Source organism: Leptolyngbya boryana PCC 6306 (genome assembly GCF_000353285.1).
Classification (GTDB): domain Bacteria; phylum Cyanobacteriota; class Cyanobacteriia; order Leptolyngbyales; family Leptolyngbyaceae; genus Leptolyngbya; species Leptolyngbya boryana.
In genome coordinates this window covers 1,135,908-1,159,416 of record NZ_KB731324.1, presented here as the reverse complement: position 1 = coordinate 1,159,416, position 23,509 = coordinate 1,135,908, and the positions used below count along the sequence as shown (strand labels likewise).

General features: G+C 48.3%; 22 protein-coding genes. 10 read left to right on the top strand and 12 right to left on the bottom strand.

Translation table 11 applies throughout. The features are described from left to right. Positions 1–28 precede the first annotated feature (28 nt). Together rppA and rppB are read left to right on the top strand one after the other, a co-directional pair. Positions 29–718, top strand: coding sequence for a two-component system response regulator RppA (rppA, locus tag LEPBO_RS0105410; RefSeq protein WP_017286521.1), 690 nt, complete (start codon positions 29–31; stop codon positions 716–718). A 2-nt stretch (positions 719–720) separates the two neighbouring features. After that, positions 721–2,052, top strand: coding sequence for a two-component system sensor histidine kinase RppB (rppB, locus tag LEPBO_RS0105405; protein ID WP_017286520.1), 1,332 nt, complete (start codon positions 721–723; stop codon positions 2,050–2,052). A 60-nt stretch (positions 2,053–2,112) separates the two neighbouring features. Here the strand turns inward: rppB and LEPBO_RS0105400 are convergent, their stop codons facing one another. From LEPBO_RS0105400 to LEPBO_RS0105390, 3 genes are read right to left on the bottom strand one after another with little or no spacing between them, the layout of a single operon-like run. Further along, on the bottom strand, positions 2,113–2,613 hold the full coding sequence (locus LEPBO_RS0105400) for a GNAT family N-acetyltransferase (protein WP_017286519.1): 501 nt from the start codon (positions 2,611–2,613) through the stop codon (positions 2,113–2,115). 30 nt (positions 2,614–2,643) lie between these two features. Further along, positions 2,644–2,784 (bottom strand): hypothetical protein, encoded by a 141-nt coding sequence (locus LEPBO_RS42810; RefSeq protein ID WP_017286518.1) that lies wholly within the window; start codon positions 2,782–2,784, stop codon positions 2,644–2,646. A gap of 29 nt (positions 2,785–2,813) precedes the next feature. Then, complete coding sequence (locus LEPBO_RS0105390; RefSeq protein WP_017286517.1) at positions 2,814–3,461, bottom strand: ComF family protein; 648 nt, start codon at positions 3,459–3,461, stop codon at positions 2,814–2,816. Between the two features lie 115 nt (positions 3,462–3,576). Between LEPBO_RS0105390 and LEPBO_RS0105385 the strand changes: the two genes are divergently transcribed. Next, positions 3,577–5,742, top strand: a complete 2,166-nt coding sequence (locus LEPBO_RS0105385) for a putative PEP-binding protein (RefSeq protein WP_017286516.1) — start codon at positions 3,577–3,579, stop codon at positions 5,740–5,742. A gap of 77 nt (positions 5,743–5,819) precedes the next feature. Continuing rightward, positions 5,820–6,692 carry an ABC transporter permease gene (locus LEPBO_RS0105380; protein WP_017286515.1) on the top strand — a complete coding sequence of 291 codons (873 nt, stop codon included), beginning with the start codon at positions 5,820–5,822 and terminating at the stop codon, positions 6,690–6,692. Positions 6,693–6,759: 67 nt separating this feature from the next. Here LEPBO_RS0105380 and LEPBO_RS0105375 read toward each other — a convergent pair whose 3' ends face one another. Further along, entirely contained in the window at positions 6,760–6,945 is a 186-nt protein-coding gene (locus tag LEPBO_RS0105375) for a hypothetical protein (protein WP_017286514.1), read from the bottom strand. Between the two features lie 165 nt (positions 6,946–7,110). Further along, on the bottom strand, positions 7,111–8,409 hold the full coding sequence (locus LEPBO_RS0105370; protein ID WP_017286513.1) for a CCA tRNA nucleotidyltransferase: 1,299 nt from the start codon (positions 8,407–8,409) through the stop codon (positions 7,111–7,113). A 181-nt stretch (positions 8,410–8,590) separates the two neighbouring features. Between LEPBO_RS0105370 and LEPBO_RS0105365 the strand changes: the two genes are divergently transcribed. Further along, the gene (locus tag LEPBO_RS0105365) at positions 8,591–8,839 is read left to right on the top strand and encodes a Ycf34 family protein (RefSeq protein WP_017286512.1); all 249 of its coding nucleotides are present in this window, start codon (positions 8,591–8,593) and stop codon (positions 8,837–8,839) included. Between the two features lie 114 nt (positions 8,840–8,953). Beyond that, positions 8,954–10,369, top strand: coding sequence for a tetratricopeptide repeat protein (locus LEPBO_RS36240; RefSeq protein WP_017286511.1), 1,416 nt, complete (start codon positions 8,954–8,956; stop codon positions 10,367–10,369). A gap of 113 nt (positions 10,370–10,482) precedes the next feature. On the opposite strand, the gene LEPBO_RS0105355 is transcribed toward LEPBO_RS36240, so the two are convergent. Then, complete coding sequence (locus LEPBO_RS0105355) at positions 10,483–11,670, bottom strand: glycosyltransferase family 4 protein (RefSeq protein ID WP_017286510.1); 1,188 nt, start codon at positions 11,668–11,670, stop codon at positions 10,483–10,485. Positions 11,671–12,017: 347 nt separating this feature from the next. Here LEPBO_RS0105355 and LEPBO_RS0105350 point away from each other — a divergent pair, with 347 nt between their 5' ends. Continuing rightward, positions 12,018–12,563 carry a late competence development ComFB family protein gene (locus LEPBO_RS0105350; protein WP_017286509.1) on the top strand — a complete coding sequence of 182 codons (546 nt, stop codon included), beginning with the start codon at positions 12,018–12,020 and terminating at the stop codon, positions 12,561–12,563. Positions 12,564–12,616: 53 nt separating this feature from the next. On the opposite strand, the gene LEPBO_RS0105345 is transcribed toward LEPBO_RS0105350, so the two are convergent. The 4 genes from LEPBO_RS0105345 to LEPBO_RS0105330 form a co-directional block, all read right to left on the bottom strand. Next, a complete protein-coding gene (locus LEPBO_RS0105345; RefSeq protein WP_017286508.1) occupies positions 12,617–14,041 on the bottom strand; it encodes an IctB family putative bicarbonate transporter in 1,425 nt (474 codons plus the stop codon). A gap of 71 nt (positions 14,042–14,112) precedes the next feature. After that, a complete protein-coding gene (locus LEPBO_RS0105340) occupies positions 14,113–15,522 on the bottom strand; it encodes a GAF domain-containing sensor histidine kinase (RefSeq protein ID WP_017286507.1) in 1,410 nt (469 codons plus the stop codon). Between the two features lie 201 nt (positions 15,523–15,723). Then, entirely contained in the window at positions 15,724–16,443 is a 720-nt protein-coding gene (locus LEPBO_RS0105335) for a GUN4 domain-containing protein (RefSeq protein ID WP_017286506.1), read from the bottom strand. A 103-nt stretch (positions 16,444–16,546) separates the two neighbouring features. Next, a complete protein-coding gene (locus tag LEPBO_RS0105330) occupies positions 16,547–17,224 on the bottom strand; it encodes a response regulator transcription factor (protein WP_017286505.1) in 678 nt (225 codons plus the stop codon). Positions 17,225–17,524: 300 nt separating this feature from the next. Here LEPBO_RS0105330 and LEPBO_RS0105325 point away from each other — a divergent pair, with 300 nt between their 5' ends. Then, a complete protein-coding gene (locus LEPBO_RS0105325; RefSeq protein WP_017286504.1) occupies positions 17,525–18,946 on the top strand; it encodes an NADP-dependent isocitrate dehydrogenase in 1,422 nt (473 codons plus the stop codon). Positions 18,947–19,020: 74 nt separating this feature from the next. Here LEPBO_RS0105325 and LEPBO_RS0105320 read toward each other — a convergent pair whose 3' ends face one another. Together LEPBO_RS0105320 and LEPBO_RS0105315 are read right to left on the bottom strand one after the other, a co-directional pair. Beyond that, positions 19,021–19,908 carry a hypothetical protein gene (locus LEPBO_RS0105320; protein ID WP_026148435.1) on the bottom strand — a complete coding sequence of 296 codons (888 nt, stop codon included), beginning with the start codon at positions 19,906–19,908 and terminating at the stop codon, positions 19,021–19,023. A 93-nt stretch (positions 19,909–20,001) separates the two neighbouring features. Then, the gene (locus tag LEPBO_RS0105315; protein WP_017286502.1) at positions 20,002–20,409 is read right to left on the bottom strand and encodes a response regulator; all 408 of its coding nucleotides are present in this window, start codon (positions 20,407–20,409) and stop codon (positions 20,002–20,004) included. Between the two features lie 197 nt (positions 20,410–20,606). Between LEPBO_RS0105315 and LEPBO_RS0105310 the strand changes: the two genes are divergently transcribed. After that, a complete protein-coding gene (locus LEPBO_RS0105310) occupies positions 20,607–22,406 on the top strand; it encodes a response regulator (protein WP_017286501.1) in 1,800 nt (599 codons plus the stop codon). Positions 22,407–22,763: 357 nt separating this feature from the next. Continuing rightward, positions 22,764–23,234: an Hsp20/alpha crystallin family protein gene (locus tag LEPBO_RS0105305; protein WP_017286500.1), complete on the top strand. Its 471-nt coding sequence runs from the start codon at positions 22,764–22,766 to the stop codon at positions 23,232–23,234. The last annotated feature ends 275 nt before the right edge of the window (positions 23,235–23,509 follow it).

The following is a 23,509-nucleotide window of genomic DNA, read 5'->3' as shown; positions in this document are numbered from 1 at the left end:
AAGCCTTAAGTTGATTGAAAAAATTTCTATGCGAATACTACTAGTTGAGGATGAACCAGATTTAGGGGCGGCAATTCAGCACGCCCTCAGTCGGGATAAGTATGTTGTGGATTGGGTTCAAGATGGCACAGAAGCGTGGAACTGTCTTGATAATTCCCAAGTTCATTACACCTTAGCGATCTTCGACTGGTTACTACCAGGACTATCTGGGATTGAGCTTTGTCGGCGGCTACGATCGCAGTACAATCCCCTCCCGATTCTAATCTTGACAGCAAAAGACCGTATGGAAGATAAAGTCATGGGACTCGATGCCGGAGCCGATGATTACCTCGTCAAACCGTTCGGCATGGCAGAACTGCGGGCACGACTACGAGCCTTACAGCGTCGATCGCCTCAATTTCAGCCACCCCAGCTTCAAGTTGGTTATCTCCTTTTGGATTACAGCACGGCTACAGTTCAGACGACTCAGCCTCAACGACAAATGATTCCTCTGACAGCTAAAGAATTTCAGCTTTTGGAGTATTTTATGCAGCATCCTAATCAGATTCTCACTCGCGACCAATTAATGAATCAAGTTTGGGATTTACAAGCTGATCCCATCAGCAATGTGGTTCCTGCCCAAATTCGTCTTCTGCGGCGTAAGTTAGCGGACTATGGCTGTGAAGGGCTGCTAGAGACTGTCTACGGGCTAGGCTATCGCCTGAATGCCAAAGGATAGCGATGCAACAGAACCAACTCTTCAACCGAACACGCTGGCGATTAGCAAGCTGGTATACCGGAGTCATGAGCTTGATTCTAGTCATGTCTGGAGGTGTGGCTTATCAGTTGCTCACTGAGGCGCACTGGCACGCTCTACATCAAGAGCTAGAATCTGTTTCAGGCACCCTACACGACGGGCTAGAACCGATCTTGGAGCAGCCTGGACAGATCAACGATCGTGTTTCTCAACTCCTGCCAGGGCTGTGCCTCACCTCAACGCTTTGTGCTGAACCGACAGAAGAACGTCATGTTTTAGGAGCCGTACAGCAAGAAGGATATTACATGCGGTTTCTCGATCAATCTGGACAACTGATCGCGACAAATGGACATCCTCCGAAAGCAATTTCAGATCAGCTACAACAATCTCTCTGGCAAACGCTGGAAACGCCTGATGGAAAACGCTATCACCAAATCTCTATTCTTCTCAAGAATAATCAACATGCTCCTTGGGGCTACTTACAGGTAGGTCGATCGCTGCAAGAATTCGACCACTATTTGGCGACCTTGCGGCTTACTTTTCTGCTAGGACTGCCGATCACTATTCTTTTTGTGATTGCTGCAAGTTGGTGGTTAGCTGGATTAGCGATGCGACCCGTGTATCGCTCGTATCAACAAGTGCAGCAATTTACAGCAGATGTTGCTCACGAATTGCGAACGCCTTTGGCTGCGACGAAAGCCACGATTGAATCTGTTCTAGAACTCGAAACATTACCAGAACCAGAAGCTCGAAATACGCTATACACGATCGAGCGCCAGAACAATCGCCTCGCTCAACTGGTTCAAGATTTGCTGCTCTTGTCTCGCATGGATCTGCAAGTCTTGCCTGTGAAACATCAACCGTGTTGCCTGAATTCTTTGCTGACAGATGTGTTAGATGAATTTAGTGCAATGGCGATCGCGGCTGATATTGATCTCAGACTGGATGTTCGAGTACCTTATCCTGTTTATGTCCTAGGTAACGAGGAACAGCTTTTTCAGTTAATCGCTAACTTAGTCACAAATGCCATTCAATACACACCCGCGGGTGGCAACATTACAGTTTCGCTGGGCTGTGACTCGAACCATGCAGTGATTCAAGTTCGAGATACAGGAATTGGGATTGCTTCTGAAGACCAGCCGCGAATTTTTGATCGATTTTATCGAGTTAGCCGCGATCGCTCTCGCCAGACTGGTGGAGCCGGATTAGGACTCGCGATCGCACTTGCAATCGCGAAGCAACACAATGGCAACATTCTAGTTCAGAGTGCGATTGGTCAGGGAAGTGAATTGATCGTTCGCTTACCACTCAAATGAACGCACTACCTTCTACAGAGGTGATGAGCGCGAGGAGCTTATCTGCTGATCACCGAAACACTAGCCATGTGCCCAAAAGCTTTCATGAAACACCACAATTCCTTGGGGAACCTTCTTGGTAAACGGCAAGACTAGGAAAAACTCTGGTGGAACCCCTTCATAAATCAGTTCTGGAACGTTCCGGAAACCAAAGCGCTGATAGTAGTTCGGATCACCCACAAGAGCACAACCCTGTCCGCCCATCTCTTTTAGCAAAGACAACCCCTCATTGATGAGCGATGTTCCAATCCCTTGTTTTTGATGGCTAGGTACTACTGACACAGGACCGAGACCATACCATCCCTCTGAACCGTCAGAAAGGGTGACAGGAGAAAAAGCGACATGCCCAACAACCTGGTCGTCCTGTTCTGCTACAAGCGACAAAGTTAGTGCGCCTGAGTTGCGTAACGCCTGGATGATAAATTGCTCGGTGTGATTGCTGATTGGAAGGGTCTTGAAGGCAGATATTGTGACTTGGGTGATTGCTTCAATATCGGATGGAGTCTCTTTTCTGACAATCATTTGAATCTCTCGTTTATTGTTGCATTGCTGTTACGACTCGTATGACGACCAACCCCGCTGGAACAAGACGAGCAAGGTTGGACTATTGCAAAGCTGACGGGCAGCTTCACGATCGAACCGTTCGATCGCGACTGCCTCAAATTTGATTCTCTCACTGAGCGAGTCCGCCATTCTCGAACTGAAGATTTCATTTCAGAACGTTACGATCGCGGTTCAAAGCTTGGTTTCGCGACCACTGCAATTCCCAGTACGCGAATTTGATGTCGATGTAAAACTTGTATTGCAGCTCTCGCTGTTGCTCCAGTGGTGTAAATATCATCAATCAATAAAACGGGGCGGTTTTGTGTTGCCCCTTTGCCGATCGCGAATGCTTGCGTCAAAGTTTGCTCTCGAGCTTGAGGTGACAATCCAAACAATGCCTCAGTTGCTCGAATTCGCTGTAATCCTTTGGGCTGATGAGCATCTCCAGTGATCTGACAAAATGCCCGTGAAATCAACTCTGCCTGGTTATAACCGCGTTGCTGTTGTTTCTCAAGATGCATCGGAATTGGAATGACCGTCAGCTTGCCTGGATGCAATCTTGCTTTGAGCCACGATCGTCCTAATTCCTCGCCGAGTAATCTTCCTAACTCAGGATGACGCTCATATTTCAATGCCGCGATCGTACGCTTGAGCGTATCGGTATAGTTTCCCCAAGCAAAAATTCGCTGCTTCCAGAACTGTGTGGGGTCTGAAAATTGATCTCGGTCTAGTCTTTTCCGACAGCTTGCACAAAGATAGGTTGAGGTAGAACGATCGCACAACGGGCAAGACTTCTGCAAAATCAGACTTAAAACCCCGTCTAACATCACGCTTCACCAGCAAACCGATCTCAACGTTCCCAAACATTCATTTATTCTGATCAATTCCAGATTGCTCGATCGAGTCTCGTACAATCGAAAATTATCTTGATAGTTTTAGGCTGTGGATACTCTGTTCTCAATCCATCAAATTGAAGCTCAACCCTTGGGTATGGTTGGAGAACAAGCATACCATCTCAGTCTGATGGCTCAAAAAGGCTATCCAGTCATCCCAACGGTTGTGATAATTGCAACTCGGTTTCGTAACTTTCTCGAAACCATTCACTGGCTGCAACCGCTCTTTGCCGATTTGCCTTCTTCCTCGCTCCGTCTCAATCTGAAAGACTCTCAGCAACTGCAATCGATCGCTCGTCAAATCCGTCAAACGATTCAACATGCTGAACTGCCGGAGGCTTGGCTCACCGAGCTTCAAAGCGCGATCGCTCAATTTCCAGTGCTCAGCAATCCCCCGGCTGTGATTCTGCGCCCCTCGATTTTTATTCAAGATTTTGAGGCGACAACTGATGAACTATCACGCCTACTGGAACCCCAAATCTGCTGGACAGATCAACAGAGCTTAGGTGCTGGCTTAAAAGCGCTCTGGGCAGAACTGTTTCGGGCGCGAAACTTAGTCTACTGGCAAAGCGCCAAACTTGAACTGCACCAGATTCAGTTTGCGGTCATGATGCAGCCAATCGGAGACGCGATCGCGTCTGGATCATTGCAGCCGCATTCGATGAATTGGGAACTCACCGCAACTCGCGGGTTAGAAACTGCGATCGCACGAGGCGAAGCATCACCAGAAATCTATCAGATTCAGGGCGATCAAATGCGGCTGCAACAGGCAGGACGGCAAACGGTTTCCTATCAGATTCAAGCGGGCAAAGAAGAACCGTTGGCTCGACTCACCATTCACGAGGCGGCTTCAATCTTACAGCCGCCTCAGCAATTCGCTTTGCTTTCATTAGCTCAAACCTTGCATACTCCTGCTGTTCTGGAGTGGCAATTCTATCCCTCACAGCTTTACATCACCCAAGTGCATGACCGTGACCCCATCGTGAATCAACTGCCTTCCCCACAACCTGCTGAAAATACTCTCTCATCTGGGCTTGCTGCCGCTCCTGGAGTCGCGATCGCGCCTGCTTATGTCCTCACCGATCTCCACCTTCCCGAATTTTCGCTGCCTGAGGGATCGATTTTGGTCACTCCTATGATTTTGCCAAGTTGGGTTCCCTTCCTCAAATCTGCGGCGGCTATCGTCTCTGAACAAGGCGGAATGACCAGCCACGGAGCAATTTTGGCACGCGAATTGGGGATTCCCGCAGTTGTAGGCGCAACTGATGCGACGCAGCGCATTCACACGGGAGACCTAATTTTAGTCAATGGTGATACAGGGGGCGTTGAGCGGACGACTCAGCCACAAGCAGTAACCAAGCCGATTTCATCGAGTTCACGATGGAATCTCAATGCGACTTCATTAATGTTGAATCTCAGCCAAACGGATTCTATTGAGCGATCGATCGACCTTGAAATTGACGGGGTAGGACTGTTGCGATCGGAATTGCTGCTCGGCGGAAAGTTGAATGCTCAACTGTCGGATCAGATCCAGCACTTTACTCGATCGTTTGCGCCACGTCCCGTTTTCTATCGCAGTTTAGATCTGCGATCGCATGAATTTCAGTCTGCGGCTGAAGCCAATCCGATGCTAGGGATGCACGGCACACTCAGCTATCTTCAAAATTCAGAATCATTTGATTTTGAACTCGCTGCGTTAAAACAAGCGGTTGATGCAGGATGTTCTAATTTGCGGTTAATTTTGCCGTTTGTGCGAACCGTTGAAGAATTTATCTTTTGCCGCCGTCGAATTGAGCAAGCGGGTTTGTTGGATCTGCCGACCTGGATCATGGCAGAAGTACCTTCAGTTCTCTTTTTGTTGCCGGATTATGTTCGAGCAGGTGTGCAGGGAATTTGTATTGGAACGAGTGATTTGACGCAGTTAATTTTGGCAGTCGATCGCGATCACAGTGCAATGGCAAAGAGTTTTGATGAGTCTCATCCTGCTGTGCTGGCTGCGATCGCTCAATTAATCCAAACGGCGCATCAGCTCAACATTCCTTGTACGATTTCAACACAAGCAGCGCTCACGCCTAAGTTCGTCGATTGCTTAATTGAGTCGGGAATAGATGCGATTTCGGTCAATCTTTCTGCGGTTGAAACCGCTAATCGTGAGATCGCACGGGCTGAACAGCGATTGATGTTACGAAAAATTCGCGATCGCAAATCAATCTAAGCGCGAGCCGCTCGATTTCATCAACTATTCAACCGAGCAGGTATGATCAGCGAATCAATTTATCGATCGTGTTGCTCATGACTTCGATTCGCCTGCCCCGGTTTCTCAATGCAACAGAACGCCCGTCCCTCTCGCGTCAAATGATGCGAATTGGGGCTGCAATTGTTCTGGTCTTTGTCGCGATCGCGCTGCTTGCACCGATACTACAAGCGATCGGACTGCTGCAAAGTCCAACCGAATTTTTGGATAATCCCCCCCATGCGGCTCCGAGTTCTGCGCATTGGTTTGGAACTTCAAATCTCGGCTATGACGTGTTTTCACGAACGTTATTTGGCACTCAAGCCGCCATTCAAGTCGTGATTTTAGCAACGGCGTTGAGCTTGATTATCGGAGTGCCGTTGGGCATGGTGAGCGGATATCGAGGGGGATGGCTCGATCGCGCTTTATTATTTCTCATGGATACCATCTACACCTTGCCTGGATTGCTCTTATCGGTCACGCTGGCATTTGTAGTTGGGCGAGGCGTATTCAACGCAGCGATCGCGTTAAGTATTGCCTATGTTCCTCAGTATTATCGAGTCGTTCGCAACCAGACGGTCAGCGTCAAGACTGAACTCTTCATCGAAGCAGCACAAGCGATGGGCGCTTCAACCTGGCGTGTGCTCTCTAAATATCTATTTGCCAACGTGATTCAGAGCGTTCCCGTCTTATTTACTTTGAATGCGGCAGATGCGATTCTCACTCTCGGTGGCTTAGGATTTCTGGGGTTAGGCTTGCCCGCCGAAGTGCCAGAATGGGGGCATGATTTAAGAGAATCGCTAGATGCTTTAGCCACCGGAGGAATTTGGTGGACTGCCCTATTTCCTGGACTCGCGATGACGATCATGGTCGTCGGACTCTCACTTTTTGGTGAAGGGTTGAATGAATTTGTCGATCGTAAAACGCGCTAAACTCAAAATCCCCCAACTCCTCAGAGCTAGGGGATTTTATGGATGAATCATAAAAATTCAATCGATCTTAAACGTCCGCTGCCCCTTCAGACACGCGGGTATCGCCTTCAGCATTACCATCACTCTCATCGCGGTTTCCATCCCGTCTGCCCCGATTCCCGAAGCGACCTGTATTCGTGCGCTTACGGAACTTCCGCGCGTAAGCTTGGTTACGCAGAGCTTTTTCTTTCTTTTGGTTACGGCGCTTAGCCATTGTTTACCCCTTAACTTGACACGTTCTTAGCTGTAAATTAGACGCAGTTGACGATTATATTGCATTAGGTGAGGCTTTTTCTAGTCCCCTTAACGTTTTCCTAAATCGAAAACGTAATCCAGATTACAGCTTAGCTCGAATCTCGCGATCGCGAAGATGAAAAATTTATAGCAATGTCTGCGCAAAAGCTAATGCTTCTTCACGGTTCGTGATTTTGCCCTCTGCCCGCGCTAACTGCAACGCTGCCAATAATCGACCAATCTGAGGACTCGGCGGAATGCGTAGTCCGGTCATCAAATCTTGACCTGTCAAAATAGGATGCGGATGTGCAACCGGATCAGTCGGATCTAAAAAGCGATCGACCAATCGTCGCACTGTCTCGACCGGAATCCGCATCGCGAGACCGAGCAGTGCGATCGCTGGAAAAACCGCGCCAATCGACTGAAAGAATTGATACTGTTCGGCTCGTGACCAATTGGAAATCTCCGGCGATCGCAAGTGCGGCAACGCCTTCACAACAGTACTGACCGCTTGAATTTCAGCCCGACTGTACTTGAGTCGCCACAACTGCGCTTCGGCGAGCGCGGGATCTTCAGGCAGGAGGCTCGCAAGTTTCGCGATCGTCACCCACGTCCGAACAGAGCCTTTCGCCTCAGAAGCCTGCGGCGTTCCGCGCACGGTTCGGCTCAATTCTGACCAGAATTCCGTCCAATTCTCCTGAATATGAACTGTGACATCATCGATCGCCCCAACCTGCGTTAAATGCTCGATCGTGGCACTCGGCAACCAATCTTGCAGCAATCCATCCTCGCAGGCAGTTTTAATCCAGCCCGTTCCTCGCGCTGATCCCAATAGATAATTCAGTTCGGATTGCACCCGTTCCGCTGCAATTTTGCTCAAATTTGGAGCCAGGTGACGAATTGCCTGTTGAGTCTCCGGTTCCAGTGAAAATCCAAGCTGTGCTGCCTGACGATAAGCACGCAACAACCGCAGCGGGTCTTCTGCTAAATTCTCGATCGACACCATTCTCAACCGCTTGCGCTGCAAATCCTCATAACCATGCAGCGGATCGAGCAAATCTTTCGTATGCGGGTTATAAGCGATCGCATTCACTGTAAAATCGCGCCGTCGCAAATCATCCTCAAGAGTCGCTCCCACCTGCTGAGCAAAATCAGCTGTGCCTTGTTCAAACACTACTCGGGCGATCTGTCGTTCCGCATCCAGCACCACAAACCCCGCCCGATAATGTCGCGCGATCGCCTGCGCCGTCTCGACCGCACCACTCGGAAGCACAAAATCCAAATCGAGATACTCAGAATGCCGATCCAGCAGCGCATCGCGTACCGTTCCGCCAACCAAACAGGCAGAATCGGGTAGCCACTTGAGACTGAAAGGCCACGTCTCCGGAGAGAGTGCCGAGGAAACCAATGCCACGTTGCGATAATGTTCTAACTGCAAATTCACTGCGTTCAGCCAACCCTAGATCGAAGTCGTAATTTAACAAAAAACCAGTCAGAGAAAACTTTTCAGCTTCCGATGCGCAACATAACTCAACCTAAAATGAGATGAAGAATTGAATGCGCCTGAGTTAGAGTAACAGAAAATCCTGCTCGAAATGCCGTCCACTCTATCCTGAAGCAGAGTTATGTGTATTTGCGTCAATTGCCATTACGTCGATCGCTGCACAACCTACAATGCAGTCGAAACTCAACACGAACAGCCTCATTTAACCGAAACGCCTGATTTTGAAGCAACCGAACCCACGATTAACGTCAATATTCGCGATCGTGGCGATCACATTGAGATGGAATGGGATGTTGTCGGATGTCTCAGTTTCAAAGAAGAAACAGGCAAATGGGCAAAACTTCGACCCGGAGAGTTAATCCCAACTTAATCAAAAGTTCCGTAAATTCCGAATTGCACTGGCAATTTGAATGTAATTTGAACCCTGGTTCGAGGGAATCATAAGTCTAAAGACCTTACTCCGCGAGAACCAGGGTTCAAGCTTATGCGTTTCATTCGTCGTCCTTCATTTCATGTGACTGCTGCAATTGCCGCATTCGGGTTAGTGGCTTGTCCGGCTTTTGCGCAGGACACAAAGCCCGATGCGCCGAAGCCCTCCCCTGAAGTGGCAAAACAGCTTCAGGACGCGCAAAATTTCTTTAGCCAAGGGGAAGGTCGTGCCCGCGATGCCAAATACCGCGAGGCATTAGAGTCATTCAATCAAGCGATTCAAATGAATCCGACTTGGGGCAGTCCCTATGTCAGTCGGGGGGCTGTGAGATCGAAGCTAGGGGATCATCTTGGGGCGTTGCAAGATTTCGATCAAGCTGCCACGCTCAATCCCACAGATGCGATGATTTATGCGCATCGTGGCAGTGCTCGATTTAGCCTCGGAGATACCGCAGCCGCTTTGAATGATTTGGATCAGGCGATTACGTTGAACCCAAATCTAGCTGCTGCTTATGTGAATCGCGGTTACATCCGGACTCAAACTCAAAACTGGGATTCGGCGATCGCAGATTTCGATCAGGCGTTACGGGCTGAACCCAAATTTGTCCCGGCGCTCGTGAACCGTGGGTTTGCAAAATTGCAAAAAGGCGATCGTCAATCCGCCTTGAATGATCTAAATGAAGCGATTAAAATTCAGCCTAATTCAGCAGAAGCATTGATTGCACGCGGCGCGATCAACTACGAAATTGGTGAATCAGAGGCTGCGATCGCCGATTTCTCCCAAGCGATTCGGATTAAACCGACTGCGGCAGAAGCGTTTTATAATCGCGCGCAAGTCAATGCAAAACTAGGCTATCTCGAAGCCGCAGAAGCCGACCTGACGCAAATGGCAAAGCTGACTCCCGATCGCGCAAGCGTATTTCATCAACGGGGTAAAATCCGCGCTGCTTTAGAGAATATTGAAGGAGCGGCGGCTGATTATAATCAAGCCCTCAAACTCGATCCAAATTTCGCAGAAGCCATCAAGAGCCGGGGCGATCTCCGAGCAACGGCAGGCGATAAACAAGGCGCGATCGCCGATTATTCTCAAGCCGTGCAAATGCAGCCAAGCTTTGCAGGTGCATTATCTCAAAGAGCAGTCGTGCGATCGCAACTTGGCGATCGTGCTGGCGCAACTCAAGATCTCACAGCAGCCATTAGCGCTGATAGCAATAATCCTGCTCTTTACGAAGAACGGGGCATGGCACGTATAGAATCGGGCGATTTACAAGGCGCGATCGATGATTTTACCCAAGCGATTCGGCTTGATTCGAGCCGAGCTAATGCGTTTTACCAACGTGCGATTTTAATGGGTGGGCTAGGCGATTTGCAGAGTGCAATCGCTGATTTACAACGTGCATCTGATTTATATCTTCAGAAAGGGGATGCAGAAGGTTATCGCAACACCTTAAGCGAATTAAATCAACTGTAAGGTGCCGTTTTATCGCATTTTCCCAAATCGGGTTTTGGTTTTGCTCAACTTGTACATAGAGACTGTTATCCAATGGGCACGATCGCTAAATTGAATTTAGCGATCGTATTTTTTTACCAATCGACTTGCTTGCGTTCATGTAAAACTCGGCCAAACACAGCCTCAGTCTGTTGCGCGAGCTTCGCCCAATCAAATCGCCGCGCTAAATCCTCATACGCATTATTCACCAGCGATCTCGCAAACTCTGGTCGTCTCAATATTTCCAAAATCCCCCACGCGATCGATTCGGGATTATTCACCCAAGTCACAATTCCCGTCCGCCCATGTCGAACCACTTCGGGAAATCCACCCGCATCCGAGACTACAACCGGAACCCGTGCGGCAAAACTCTCTAACGCCACAATTCCAAATGGTTCATACAAACTAGGAAACACCGCGCAATCTGCGATCGTCTGAAATCGATCCAAATCCTGATCGGGCATAAATCCCGCAAAATAACAGCGATCCCAAATGCCGAGCGCTTTTGCCTGCTGCTTCAAATGCTCTGTATGTCCGCCCCCGATGAAAATCAACTTCACCCGCTGATTCATCTCATGCAAAATTTTGGGAGCCGCAGCAATTAAACCTGCAACTCCCTTCTCATGCGTCATCCTGCCTACGTAATAGACAATCTTTTCGTCATCTAAGGCAAATCGCCGCCGAAACTGCCAATAATCAAACTCCGGATCAAGCTTCTTCTTTTCGCGCCGAATGCCGTTATAAACCACATCAATCTTGTCCCACGGCGTATTCAGGGTTTGTTCAACTTCTCGCCGCATAAAATTTGTACAGACAATGACTCGCCAAGCTTCATGAGTCAATACTTTCTCTTTGTCGTGCACATGCTGCTGAACCGCATTAAAAATTCCGCTATGCCGTCCATGTTCCGTCGCATGAATCGTGGCAACCATCGGGGTCTTGAAATGATGTTTCAGCGCGATCGCGGCATCGCTAACGAGCCAATCATGCGCATGAATTACATCAAATCCCCCTTCCTCTAGCATCAACTTACCCCCATGCTGACCCATGCTTTCATTCATCGCCCCGACCCACTGAAAGAAGTCATCATGTTTCGCAACGGCAACCCGATGAACCTGCACCCCATCGACGACTTCAAAATGCGGAGCCTGCCCAAACTCAACCGTGATCAGATGAATCTCATGCCCCAAATTCACCAACTCCGGGTAAAGTTCTGCAACATGGCGAGCGATCCCGCCCACAAGACGCGGTGGAAATTCCCAAGTCAGCACCAAAATCTTCATCTCTCAACGCCCTTTACCGCGTGGTATGTTCCAATTTACTAGCTTTGAGTACCTACGTTCACCCTTGCCGTCAACTCGAAAAATCTTGTATTTTCACGGATAACTTCCTGGATTTCCTCTAGTTAAATGCCATAAAACAGACTCCGTGTGTTACAACATTGACGCGGTTAGTGCTCAAGCAAAGCGTGCTGTCCTATTAATGTACAAAGCATACCGTCTGAAAAACCCAACTTCAGCATTCCCTTGATGAAGGTTTAATCAAAGTGTTCTTCGACACCGAAACTAGGGCAAAATGAGTGCGGGGTTATCTATAAACAATCTGCTGCGATGGAGTTGAAAGAGGCGATATGAGCATTGAAAAGATCGTTGATCAAGCCCTTCAAGATGGCTATTTAACACCGGCAATGGAAGCTGAAGTCGGGCGCATCTGCGATACTGCCTCAGAATTGTCGATCGAAGAATACATGGCACTTGATCGCTTGATGGGCGCATTGCTAACCGGGGAAGTCGTTGCCGTTCCTCGCAAGCAATTCATCAACGTGATGGAAGAACTGGTTTTGACCGAGGCAATTGCGCGGGTAGCAGAAATCGAAGCAACCAGCGATCGCACCTTAGATTTGGGCGATATCGCAGCATATGCGTTGAACCGACTTCCCCCGCTTTACGCTACAACCGAAGAAGGGGCAAATTATCAACGACAGCATGCGAAAGAAGGATTACAAGGCGTAATTTCTCAGCGAGTAGGAGAAGCAATCGCGAAAAACCTTGACAAGCCAGACTTCTTCCCAGAACGGCAAGTGATTGGCAAGAGTTCTAAAGATGAAATTCTGAACCAAGTCAGTACGTTATTACAAGCCTATGCACCGAGCTTTGAGCCAGAAATGCATCACTAAATTACTGAATAGTTACGTTACTCAGTGGAAAGAGGGGCATTGCCCCTCTTTTTTTATCGTTCTTCCACCCACTCGGGAGTTTGAGAACTTTGAGAAGTCGCAGCTTGGGGGACATAGAAACTTGCAATCAAGGCAATACTCATCCACCACAGGACGCTGACTTCGGGGCGATACAAAACGGTATCGACCGAGCCATGAACGAACATCCCGACCACGGTGGCGATCGCGCCCATCAGCCAAAATCCTTCACGATCTCCCAAATCCCGCACCCGACGCAGTTGGTAATAGCCTTGCGAGAAAATCGTGGTCAACAGCCACAGAAATGCCGTCAATCCAATCAAGCCAGATTCAACCGTAATCTCCAGCAATACAGAATAAGCGCTCAATCCGCTAAATCGCGCCTGCGAATAAAGTGGATAGATTTGCTTAAAGACTAAATCTCCTGGACCAAATCCTAAAATCGGGCGATCGCGAATCATCATGATCACCGCTCTCCAGACATTGAGCCGAAACGCATTACTGCTATCTCTGCTTCCGACAAACATACTCGCGATCCGATAACGGAACGGTGTGACAAACAGATACCCGAGCACTAAAGCACCTGCTAGCCCCCCAAACGCCAGAATTAAGCCCCACTTTCGCCAGAATTGCGGCAGGATTGGACTCCACCAATACCGGAGCAGGACCAGCATGACCAAAGCCGACACCATCAACCCAACCCACGAGCCTCGGCTCTGCGTCAGGAGCAGACAAGCGGTGTTGATTCCGAACATGACGATCGCTAAAATTTTCGGGACTCGATGCTTCCACATAAAAATGGCGCTAAACGAGAGCCAAATTGCAGGCATCAAATAGCCCGCCAGTAAATTTGGATTGCCGAGGAAGCTATAGACCCGAGTAGATTGTGCCAGAGGAGATTCGGGATCAACCCAGGTCGCCAGAGAATCTGCCCCATAAATTGCCTGATGAATGCCGTAACCACTGACCACGAGAGCAACATGCAGAAAAATCGTGATGCAGAACGATCGCAATTTGGGCGATCGAAACACTCGCGCTGCCAAGATAAAGAACATCAAATACAGCGACAATTTTCCAAATCCTGTGAATGCCGCTCGCTTCAGTGGAGAAAGCGCGGCTGCAGTGGCTGAAATGCTCCAAAATAGCATCACCAGCAAGTGAATCGGAGTCAGCCCTGCCCGTTTATCCGTATCTGAAACCGTAAGCAGAATCCAAAACAAAATACAAGCGCTCAGCAATACCCCGATTAAATTCGTGGCAACGAAGGGTGAGAGCGCAAACACAAGGCTGATCAAAAGAGCAGCGATCGCATCGCCATGCTGCATCAGCCAAGACCCGTTGCGCCAATTTTGCAACGATCCCACAATGCGATAGACGTAACTGACCTGCCGCCACTGCTGAAGCGGGAGTGTCGCCAAGGTTACTTGTTGCCAAACCGAATTCATAAGCGGATTTTCCATGCTTTCAAGCAAAATAGCCCTAGCAAATTTAGGCTAGGGCTATTATCCGCGATATTGGCACTTTGGCAAGACTACTGGGTGAGCCGAGGTAAGGTAATCACATAGCGATATCCAGGCTCAGCAACGCCTTGAATTAAGATCTGTCCACCGTGCATTTCAGCCAGTTGGCGACTGAGCAGCAAGCCGAGATTCTTGCGAACTGCATCAGCATCAGGAATCTCTGCGACTTCGTCGAGGTCAGCAAGTCTGACACTACTCATCGGCATTGCCACAGGGATGAGTCCGGTGCGATTTCCATTCGTGGAATGCTCGTACTCGAACGTTGAGATCGGACTCGTCTGCGGAGTCAACATTTCGTTGTATCCAATCCCATCTCCTAAGCAAGGATGAGATGCCCACACGCTGAGCCTTAATCCACTGCTCTTGTGAGACACATGGAGCCGGACAATACTGCCTGCGTTCGAGGCTTGAATAACGCTAAACATGAGGTGATAAAGCATCTGGCGGATCTTCTCTTTGTCGAGAAGCCAGATGCGATTGCCTGGTTCAACGGAGAGACGAATTTGCTGTTCTCGACGGCTGGCAGCTTGCTCTAATGTGCTAATCGCCTGCTGGCAGAGCATCTCAATATCAATTGAAGCCAGGTTTAGCGCTCGGCTGCTGTCATCAAGCTGTGAAAGCTCTAAAATCTCTTTCACCAGCGACAGCAAATACTGTCCACTGTGATGAATGATGTCGAGATATTCTTTCTGTTTGCTTGTGAGTGGGCCATAAATCTCACGATTTAACACACTTGCCATTCCCATCACAGACGTTAAAGGTGTCCGGAGTTCTTGGGTAAGTTGCGCCAGGAGTTCAAATTTGACCGGATTCGCAGATACCGGTTGGGAGTGAACGACTGGCATCGGTGTGCCGATCGCTTGCGATTTGATCAAATGTAAGCGCTCATACTCGCTCATGCTTAGGCGGGCAGCTAGCATCAAAAATTCTGCATCTCTCTCCGTGAAATTACGGGGTCGAGAATCCATGATGCACAGGGTGCCAATACAGTCACCGCTCACTGTGATTAAAGGCGCACCGAGATACGCACGGATACCGTACTGTTGACACAGTAAGGAATTTGCGAATACAGGATGCTCTAAGGTGTCATCGATCGCAAGCACTTGCTGACTGTCAACGACATGGACGCAAAAAGCTTCTTCGCGAGGCAATTGGCGCGTCATCGCGAGATCATTCATCAAACCTAAGCGTGACAAACCCTGAGCAGATTTGAACCACTGGCGTGACTGATCCATTAACCCGATTAGGCAGATCGGCGCATCTAGAGAGTGAGCCGCCGTTTGGGTCGTTTCTTCAAAGATCGGTACACTTTCGGAGTCGAGTAAGCCGAGTTCCGTGAGTACCAACATTCGCTGCTGCTCACGGGCAGCAGTCGTTAACCCATCTAATCGACAAAAGAGCCTGTTGTCGGGGATTCCCATTCCAACCCCTATCCTCGATTTAAAGAACTTTTCAGACTGATCCAGCGGTAAAGCCGGCAAGCAGTCTGCAACTATACCAAGATTGCCCTGAGTTGCGATCGGATCAACGTTCTCTCCAACGCGAGATCACGGAAGTTTAAGCGTTCTGTACCGATGGAACCTGGAATATTACGGATAGGAAAGATGTGAGAAATTACAGAATTACTTTGTCCAAGCAGGATGGGCAAATAAAGCGGCGATGACTCTCACACCCCGGAGTTGATTCGAGAGCGGTAGATGACCCTTAGGAGCAGCTAAACTCCATGTAAATCCGTCTGGATAGCGAGTCCAGTTATACCCGGATTTCCAACCAATCTTATCCCAAAGCTTGTCCCATTTTTTCCCAACGCTGAGCCAAATTTGTCGCTGAACTGAAAAACCGTACTGATAATCGGAATGGGCAAGCCAGAGCGCATCAATCGTTTGCAAATCGGAAATCGGAAAATTCTCGACTTCAGTAAAGTAGAGCCATTTGCGGAGAACGGCAGATTCTCCAGCAAGTTCACAGAGTTTTTCGATCGTCAGTTTGTCGGCGGCTTGGAATTTTTGCTCGACCAGTAGCTTTTGGAGTTCGGTGTAGTCGATGTTGCGCTCGGATTTGAGCGGTACGATTCCTGTGGGAAAGTGTTGCTGAAGAAAGTCTAGGACTTTGGTTGCTTGGGTGTTAAAAAGGGTCTGGTAAACTTTAGCTTCGGTTCTGCCGGGCGTGTCGCGACGTTCGAGTAGAAATTCCATCAGTACGGGCAATCCATCTTCGCCAAGCGCGTTGAGGGCATCGATCGCGTTCAACTGATTTTTTTCAGAGTCGGATCGCAGCTTTAACTGGAGCGCCGCGAGGCTATTGGGAAGATCGAGAGCTGAAGAAGTTTCTAAATTAGTCATGTAAACGGGTGGAGATTAGGGAGATTAGGGAGTGTCCCCTTATCTAGAATAAGTCCCAGGGTGTAGTGCTTCAACCCGTTGATCAGCAGTTTTTTGAGAAAAATTACGCACTCTCGTCGGGTAGAACCGTTTCAGGAGTGGGCGGACGATAGCCTTTCTCAAAGGCATAACGAACGAGCTGCGATCGATTTTCGAGGTGCAATTTGCTCAAAATATTGCTGAGATGGGTTTGCACCGTCCGGGGACTGACGAAAAGATGGTCGCCAATTTGCTTGTTGGTATGTCCTTGGATCACTTCCCAAAACACTTTTTCTTCGGCAGGGGTCAGGGGAAGTGGAGTCAGTGCAGGTGCAGCAGGCTCGACGACGGCTCCAGATTGCTGCATTAAGCGCACTATCTCAGAATGCATCCGGCGCGATCGCTCTAATTGGGCTTCGATTTTGGCGAGCAGTTCTCGTGGCTCGAACGGCTTAATCAAATAATCGTCTGCCCCGATTAAGTGTCCTTGGACGCGATCTTCGACTTCGCTCCGACTCGATAGAAAAATAAAGGGGACTAATTGACCCGTTCTCAGCGATCGTAATCGACGGCAAAATTCCAGACCATCCATTTCTGGCATGATCACATCGGAAACGACTAAATCGGGTTGGTCTTCTTCAAATTGAGCCAAGCCTTCTAAACCGGATGCTGCCTGCCGAACCGAATAGCTACGTTTTTCGAGATATCGAATCAGAGCCGTTCTCAGTGCCGTATCATCATCCACAATCAAAATCTTCTTCATACCTGCGTCTCCAGCACCTCAAGACGGTAGATTGCAATCTGGGGGTTCAATATTCTCACATGTAGACTTGCGAACTTGACTAACCGGAAGGCTCACTTCAATAAGGTCAACTTTTTAACCAAAAATTTCCCCTTAACATGGTATCCCAGTGATCGAGAGTTCTGGAGTTTCAGAATTATCTTTATGTCCTAATTTCCTCTGTTTATCTTCTGTTCATGTTGAGTCGCCAAATTTGCAAAGAAATTTGGTAGCCTACTAGCCGTTGCCCAACTTATCCTAACTTGAGAATTGCGGGATCATATGTACGAAAAAATTACCCCTCCGACGACTGGCTCAAAGATCACATTTGCCAATGGAGAACCGATCGTTCCTGATAATCCAATTATTCCGTTTATTCGAGGAGATGGGACGGGAATTGACTTGTGGCCTGCTTCTCAGAAGGTTTTTGATGCCGCAGTTCAAGCTGCGTATGGTGGAAAACGCAAGATCACTTGGTTCAAAATCTATGTCGGTGATGAAGCGTGTGAACAGTACGGAACCTATCAATATTTACCAGAAGATTCACTCGAAGCCATTCGCGAATTTGGGGTAGCAATTAAGGGCCCGTTAACGACCCCGATCGGCGGCGGTATTCGATCGCTCAACGTTGCGCTGCGTCAGATTTTCGATCTCTATGCTTGTGTTCGCCCTTGCAAATACTATACGGGTACGCCTTCACCCCATCGTTATCCCGAAAAGCTGGACGTGATTATCTATCGGGAGAACACCGAGGATATTTATTTGGGAATTGAATGGAAACAAGGCAGTGAAATTGCCGATCGTTTAATCAAATATCTCAATGAAGATCTGATTCCGAGTACGCCTGAGCATGGGAAAAAGCAGTTGCCCCTCGATTCTGGAATTGGTATCAAACCTATTAGCAAAAAAGGATCGCAGCGTCTCGTTCGTCGTGCGATTCAACATGCGTTACGGTTGCCTAAAAACAAGCAAACGGTGACCTTAGTTCATAAGGGCAACATTATGAAGTACACCGAAGGGGCATTTCGAGATTGGGGCTATGAGTTAGCGACGACAGAATTCCGCTCTGACTGTGTGACCGAGCGAGAGTCTTGGATTCTCAGTAATAAAGAGAAGAAAGCGGATATCTCGATCGAAGAAAACGCCCGTCAGATTGATCCAGGCTATGACTCGATGCCACCGGATAAGCAGGAAAAGATCTGTGCTGAAGTGAAATCTGTACTCGATGCGATTTGGGAAACGCATGGCAATGGCAAGTGGAAAGAGAAAGTCATGGTCAACGATCGCATCGCCGATAGTATTTTCCAGCAAATTCAAACTCGCCCCGATGAGTATTCGATTTTGGCGACGATGAATTTGAATGGCGACTATATTTCCGATGCGGCAGCGGCGATCGCGGGTGGCTTAGGAATGGCTCCGGGTGCCAATATTGGTGATTCGGCGGCAATTTTTGAGGCAACGCATGGCACGGCTCCGAAACATGCAGGACTCGATCGAGTCAATCCTGGGTCGGTGATTTTATCCGGCGTTATGATGTTGGAGTATATGGGCTGGCAAGAGGCGGCTGATCTGATTAAAAATGGATTGGCAAAAGCGATCGCGCAACGTGAAGTGACCTACGATTTGGCACGGTTGATGGAACCTCCAGTGGATCCGCCTTTGAAATGTTCTGAATTTGCGGATGCGATTATTCGGAATTTTTAGATTGATGGGGAGATGGGGAGTATAGGGAGAAGATGAACAATTACTTTCTTGCTCCCCATCTCCCCACTTCTTCCTCAGGGATTTGAAAATGTATTGATATTGCCACCTCCCAAAACACGTCCAGGAATCGATCGGGGTGCTGTGAAGGGTTGTTGATTCAGTTCTGGATTGGATGGAACAGTTCCCAAGTCTGGAGTAGGTTGCTGAGGGAGCGGGGCTGCCGTCACGGTGGGAATCGGTGCATAGGTGGGAGCAGCGGGCGGAGCGATCACTAGAGGAGCCGTCACGACAGGTGGGACTCCGGCTGGAATCGGTTGAGATCCTTCGACTAGGGCTGAGAAAGAATTTGTTGTCGATCGGGGAGCCGCATTAATCGGGGTATCTAGACGTGCTGTTCCTTCAATCAGAGTTTGTGCAACCTGGGGCGATGTCGTTGTAGCTAATTTGGAGATTGCAGCTTGTAACTGATTTGGCGGTAAAGGTGCAGGAGTCGTCGGATCAACGGCTGCGATCGCAGAATTCACACCGAGTTGAGTGGAGAGCGCGCTTCTGAACACACCAAATACGCCTTGGCGATTGAGGGATTCTGCGGGTGCTGGTTGCGAACTTTCTGGCGTCGCAGAGGGGGGAGCAGCAAAAAGGCGATTGGTTGTGGCTTGGGTCGGTGTGGGCTGTTGCGGGGTTGCCTGAATCGAGGTTTGAACCAATTCTGTTTTTGGCAACGCTCTAATGTCACTCATCAACAGGGAGAGAGAATCAATATCGGCTCCAATCGCTTGATCTTCAGCAGAAAGCTCTCCATCTGAAGAAGCAGACCCAAAAGAACTGATGAATTCTTGGCGACTGAAGAACTCCCAGGCAAATAAACCGAGGAGCATCAGCGCGATCGATGGTGCCCAAAAAACAGGACGCGCCAAAGGGCGCAATCGGGCGAGCCAATATCGAGAAGACGATCCGCGCATAATTTTCATTCAGAAACGCCACTACTATTGTATTCGATCGCACTTTAGAGACTGGAAATCTCTAGAATTCTCGCAGGAAAATACGGAGAGTTCTTAGGGCGGAGAGATGTTGAGACGAGGTTTGTAGTCCCAGTTTAGAAGCGTTGCGATTTGTGGAACAAGCTGCAACGGCTCGAACGGTTTCGCTAAAATACCTGCCACTTGCAATTGCTCAGAGTCACTTTTTACAACAGGATTTGATGTTGCGGTCAGCAAGATTACAGGGATTTTCTCAGTCTTTGGATTAGCTCTCAGATGCTCTAGAACTTTCCATCCATCGAGGTCAGCCATCATGATGTCGAGCAAAATTGCATCGGGTAATTCAGTTTCAGCTTTGAGTAAACCGTCTTGTCCAGACTCTGCGATCGAAACACTCCATCCCCCTAATTTTACTAAACAAGTTTGAATGACCAAACTCAGGTATTTTTCATCGTCAATTAACAAAATATGTTTAGAACTCATAACAGTGAACTTGCTACATTGGCAACGGAAAATGTGGAGGAGCTTTCCAGCACCGTAAACAATAAAAGTGTGAAAACAGTGAGTGATTGAAAAAAATTAAGTTTACTCACAGAAATTGGATAAACTGAGATCAATTCTTTAGCCTCAGTGGAAAGTACGATACGATTAGATTCCTCATGGTGCTGAGGTAGTTGCCGATGCGGTTTTTGCTGATTGAGCATGATTCAATCCTCGCTTCTCAGTTGAGTGAGTTATTGATTGCACAGCGCTATTCTGTGAATTTGACGGAAGACAGTCAGACAGCGCTGCAATTACTTGAAACCTATGGCTATGATTTGGTGATTTTGGATACGACGCGACTCATGTGGGATGCGGAATCGGACTTGTCGTGGAATAAAGCGCTTGAGTTTTGCCGAAACCTCCGCCTTCAAGGTCATCAGATGCCGATTATGATTTTGAGCGAAACAGATGTAACCGCCGATCGCATTGCAGCCTTGGAGGCGGGAGCAGATGATTTTGTCACACAGCCGATAGATCTCCATGAGCTACTGGTCAGAGTTCGGACATTGCTCCGTCGCGGTAAAGAAACCGTTGAAGAAGTCTTGACCTGGGAGAATTTGAGGTTCAATTGCAGTACGGGGGAGGTGACTTATCACACTCAGATCCTGCACCTTACCCCGAAGGAGTATCGATTACTCGAGCTATTTTTACGGAATCCTAGTAAAGTTTTTAGTCGATCGGCATTACTGGATCGCATTTGGAATCCGGGTGAATTTCCTAGTGAACAGGCTGTCAATACACAAATTAAAGGGTTGCGGCAAAAACTGAAAGCAGTGGGCATTCAATCGGAAGTGATTGAATCCTTGTACGGACTGGGCTATCGGCTCAAGCCTGCTCCGACTCGAGAAACAGAAGTCTTTGATGCGATCGCTCAAATTTGGCAGCAGTTTCAGCCTAAGCTCCAAGAGTATTTTGCGGTGTTTGAACAAGCATTGACCCATCCCTCGTCTGAAGTGCAAAAACAAGCGAGAATGTTCGCACATCAACTCGTGGGTTCTTTAGGGACGTTTGGGTTTGCAGAAGGATCAACGATCGCACGGCAACTTGAACAAGGCTTTCGGTCAGAACCCCTTGATCACAATTTGATCTCTGAACGAATTGAAGCATTGAAAGCGGTACTCAAACATAAACCCGAGAGCCGCAAACTTTCTGAGCAACCAGCTCAGCAGTTTCCGTCTGGGACAAGAGTTTTACTGATTGATGATGATATGACTCTGACTGCACAGATGCAGGTGGTGCTATCGGCGAATGGAATTCAAGTAGAGAGCGCTTCAGATTCTGCAACCGCGAGAATGATGCTGGCGCACAATCCACCTCAACTGATTCTTCTCGATTTGATGTTGCCGGATGAAGATGGATTTAAATTGCTTGAGGATCTCAATGCTGAATTTTCAAGCATTCCAGTGCTGATTATGACCAGCCGGGATCAATTGAGCGATCGTGTTGCGGTTGCGCGCCTCGGTGGACGAGCTTTTTTACAGAAACCCGTTGCCCCAGAGCAATTATTTCAAGCCATGATGCAAGTTCTAGAAGTGCAGCAGCATTCCGATTATCAAGTGTTGATTGTCGATGACGACCCGCAAATTTGCTCGATCGTGAGAACGCTGCTCGAACCTTGGGGCGTGCGAGTCACAGCTTTATCTGATCCGCGATCGTTTTGGGCAGTTCTAGAGCATTCAGCGCCTGATCTCTTGATTCTTGACATTGAAATGCCAAATTTCAGCGGGCTAGAACTCGCTCAGGTTGTGCGGAATGATATGCGCTGGAGTGGACTTCCGATTCTATTTCTCTCGGCTCATCGCGATACGGAAACAGTTCGCCAAGTCTTTACGGTCGGAGCAGATGACTATGTAAGTAAGCCGATCGTCGATGCAGAACTGATTGCACGAGTCCTGAATCGACTAGAACGCTCTCCCGTTCGTCGTCGGAAAGTATGAAGTCTTGAGTTGCGTTCCGTCAGAGAGCATTTCTGCTGATCAAGGTGCAGCGGCGCGCTGTCTTTGAGTTGAATATTCTGGCGGGATAGATAGTACCCTTGTGTTCCCTGTCCCCAACCCATCTTAACAATCTGTAACTAGCAAACTGTTGTTCCTCACTATTTCCTCACTATTTCGCCATACAGTATGGGTCTAGAAACAATAGTTTTCTACCCTTACTCAGGAGCCTTTCTATTAACGAATTAGCGACATCTTGCCCTAAAGCCATGAACGCGCATCATAACTTGGCAATAGGAAGGCTCTTTTCTCGACATTATTCCAGCACACCCGTATCGTTTGACGCAGAAGGCTCTCACTATGACTTTTACCCATTCGCAGCCCCGCTTCAATGCGCCAGAGTTCTTAAATCCAGAACAAGCGTCATTCGATGCTCGGCTTGAGGAACAGAGACAAGACCGTACTAATTCTTTGCTGTGGACGTGCGATCTCGGGTTTTCGACTCCTCCAGAGATTGAAGTTCGAGAAACTCAGCACGAAATTTTTCTCACAATCAAGATTCCAAACTTGCGCTCTGAAAGTCTCAATATTCAATTGAGCCAGGAAACGATTTTGATCCAAGGCGAACAAGAAATTGATTTGCTCGATACAAGTCTGGATTGGAATGCCTATCCTTTTACGTTCCGCAGCCTAATTCCATTACCTTCTGCAATTCAGGTTCATTCTGCAGTCGCAGATTTGAATCACGATACGATTTCTTTTATCCTCCACAAAGCTTGGAAGATGCGGTATCAGTTTAAGATTGAACCGATCGATCGCAGTTACGATTGATTCCAAACGCTCGGTCATCATTTAAAACTCTAGTTCTGAGTCAGCTAGAGTTTTTTAGTATCAAAAAAAGGCAATAAAAAACCCAGTAGCGCGACACCACTGGGCTGGTAGCTGTGAAAGTTGATACTCTCTAATGAAATGACTTATGTGCTAATAATCGCAGTCCTGCCCTAAATTCTCATCTGTAGATTCACTAGAATGTATTGCCCTTAACACGAAATCCCCCCAAAGATAGAAGCGAGATCTCAGTAGTTATACGGTACATTTTCGTCGTC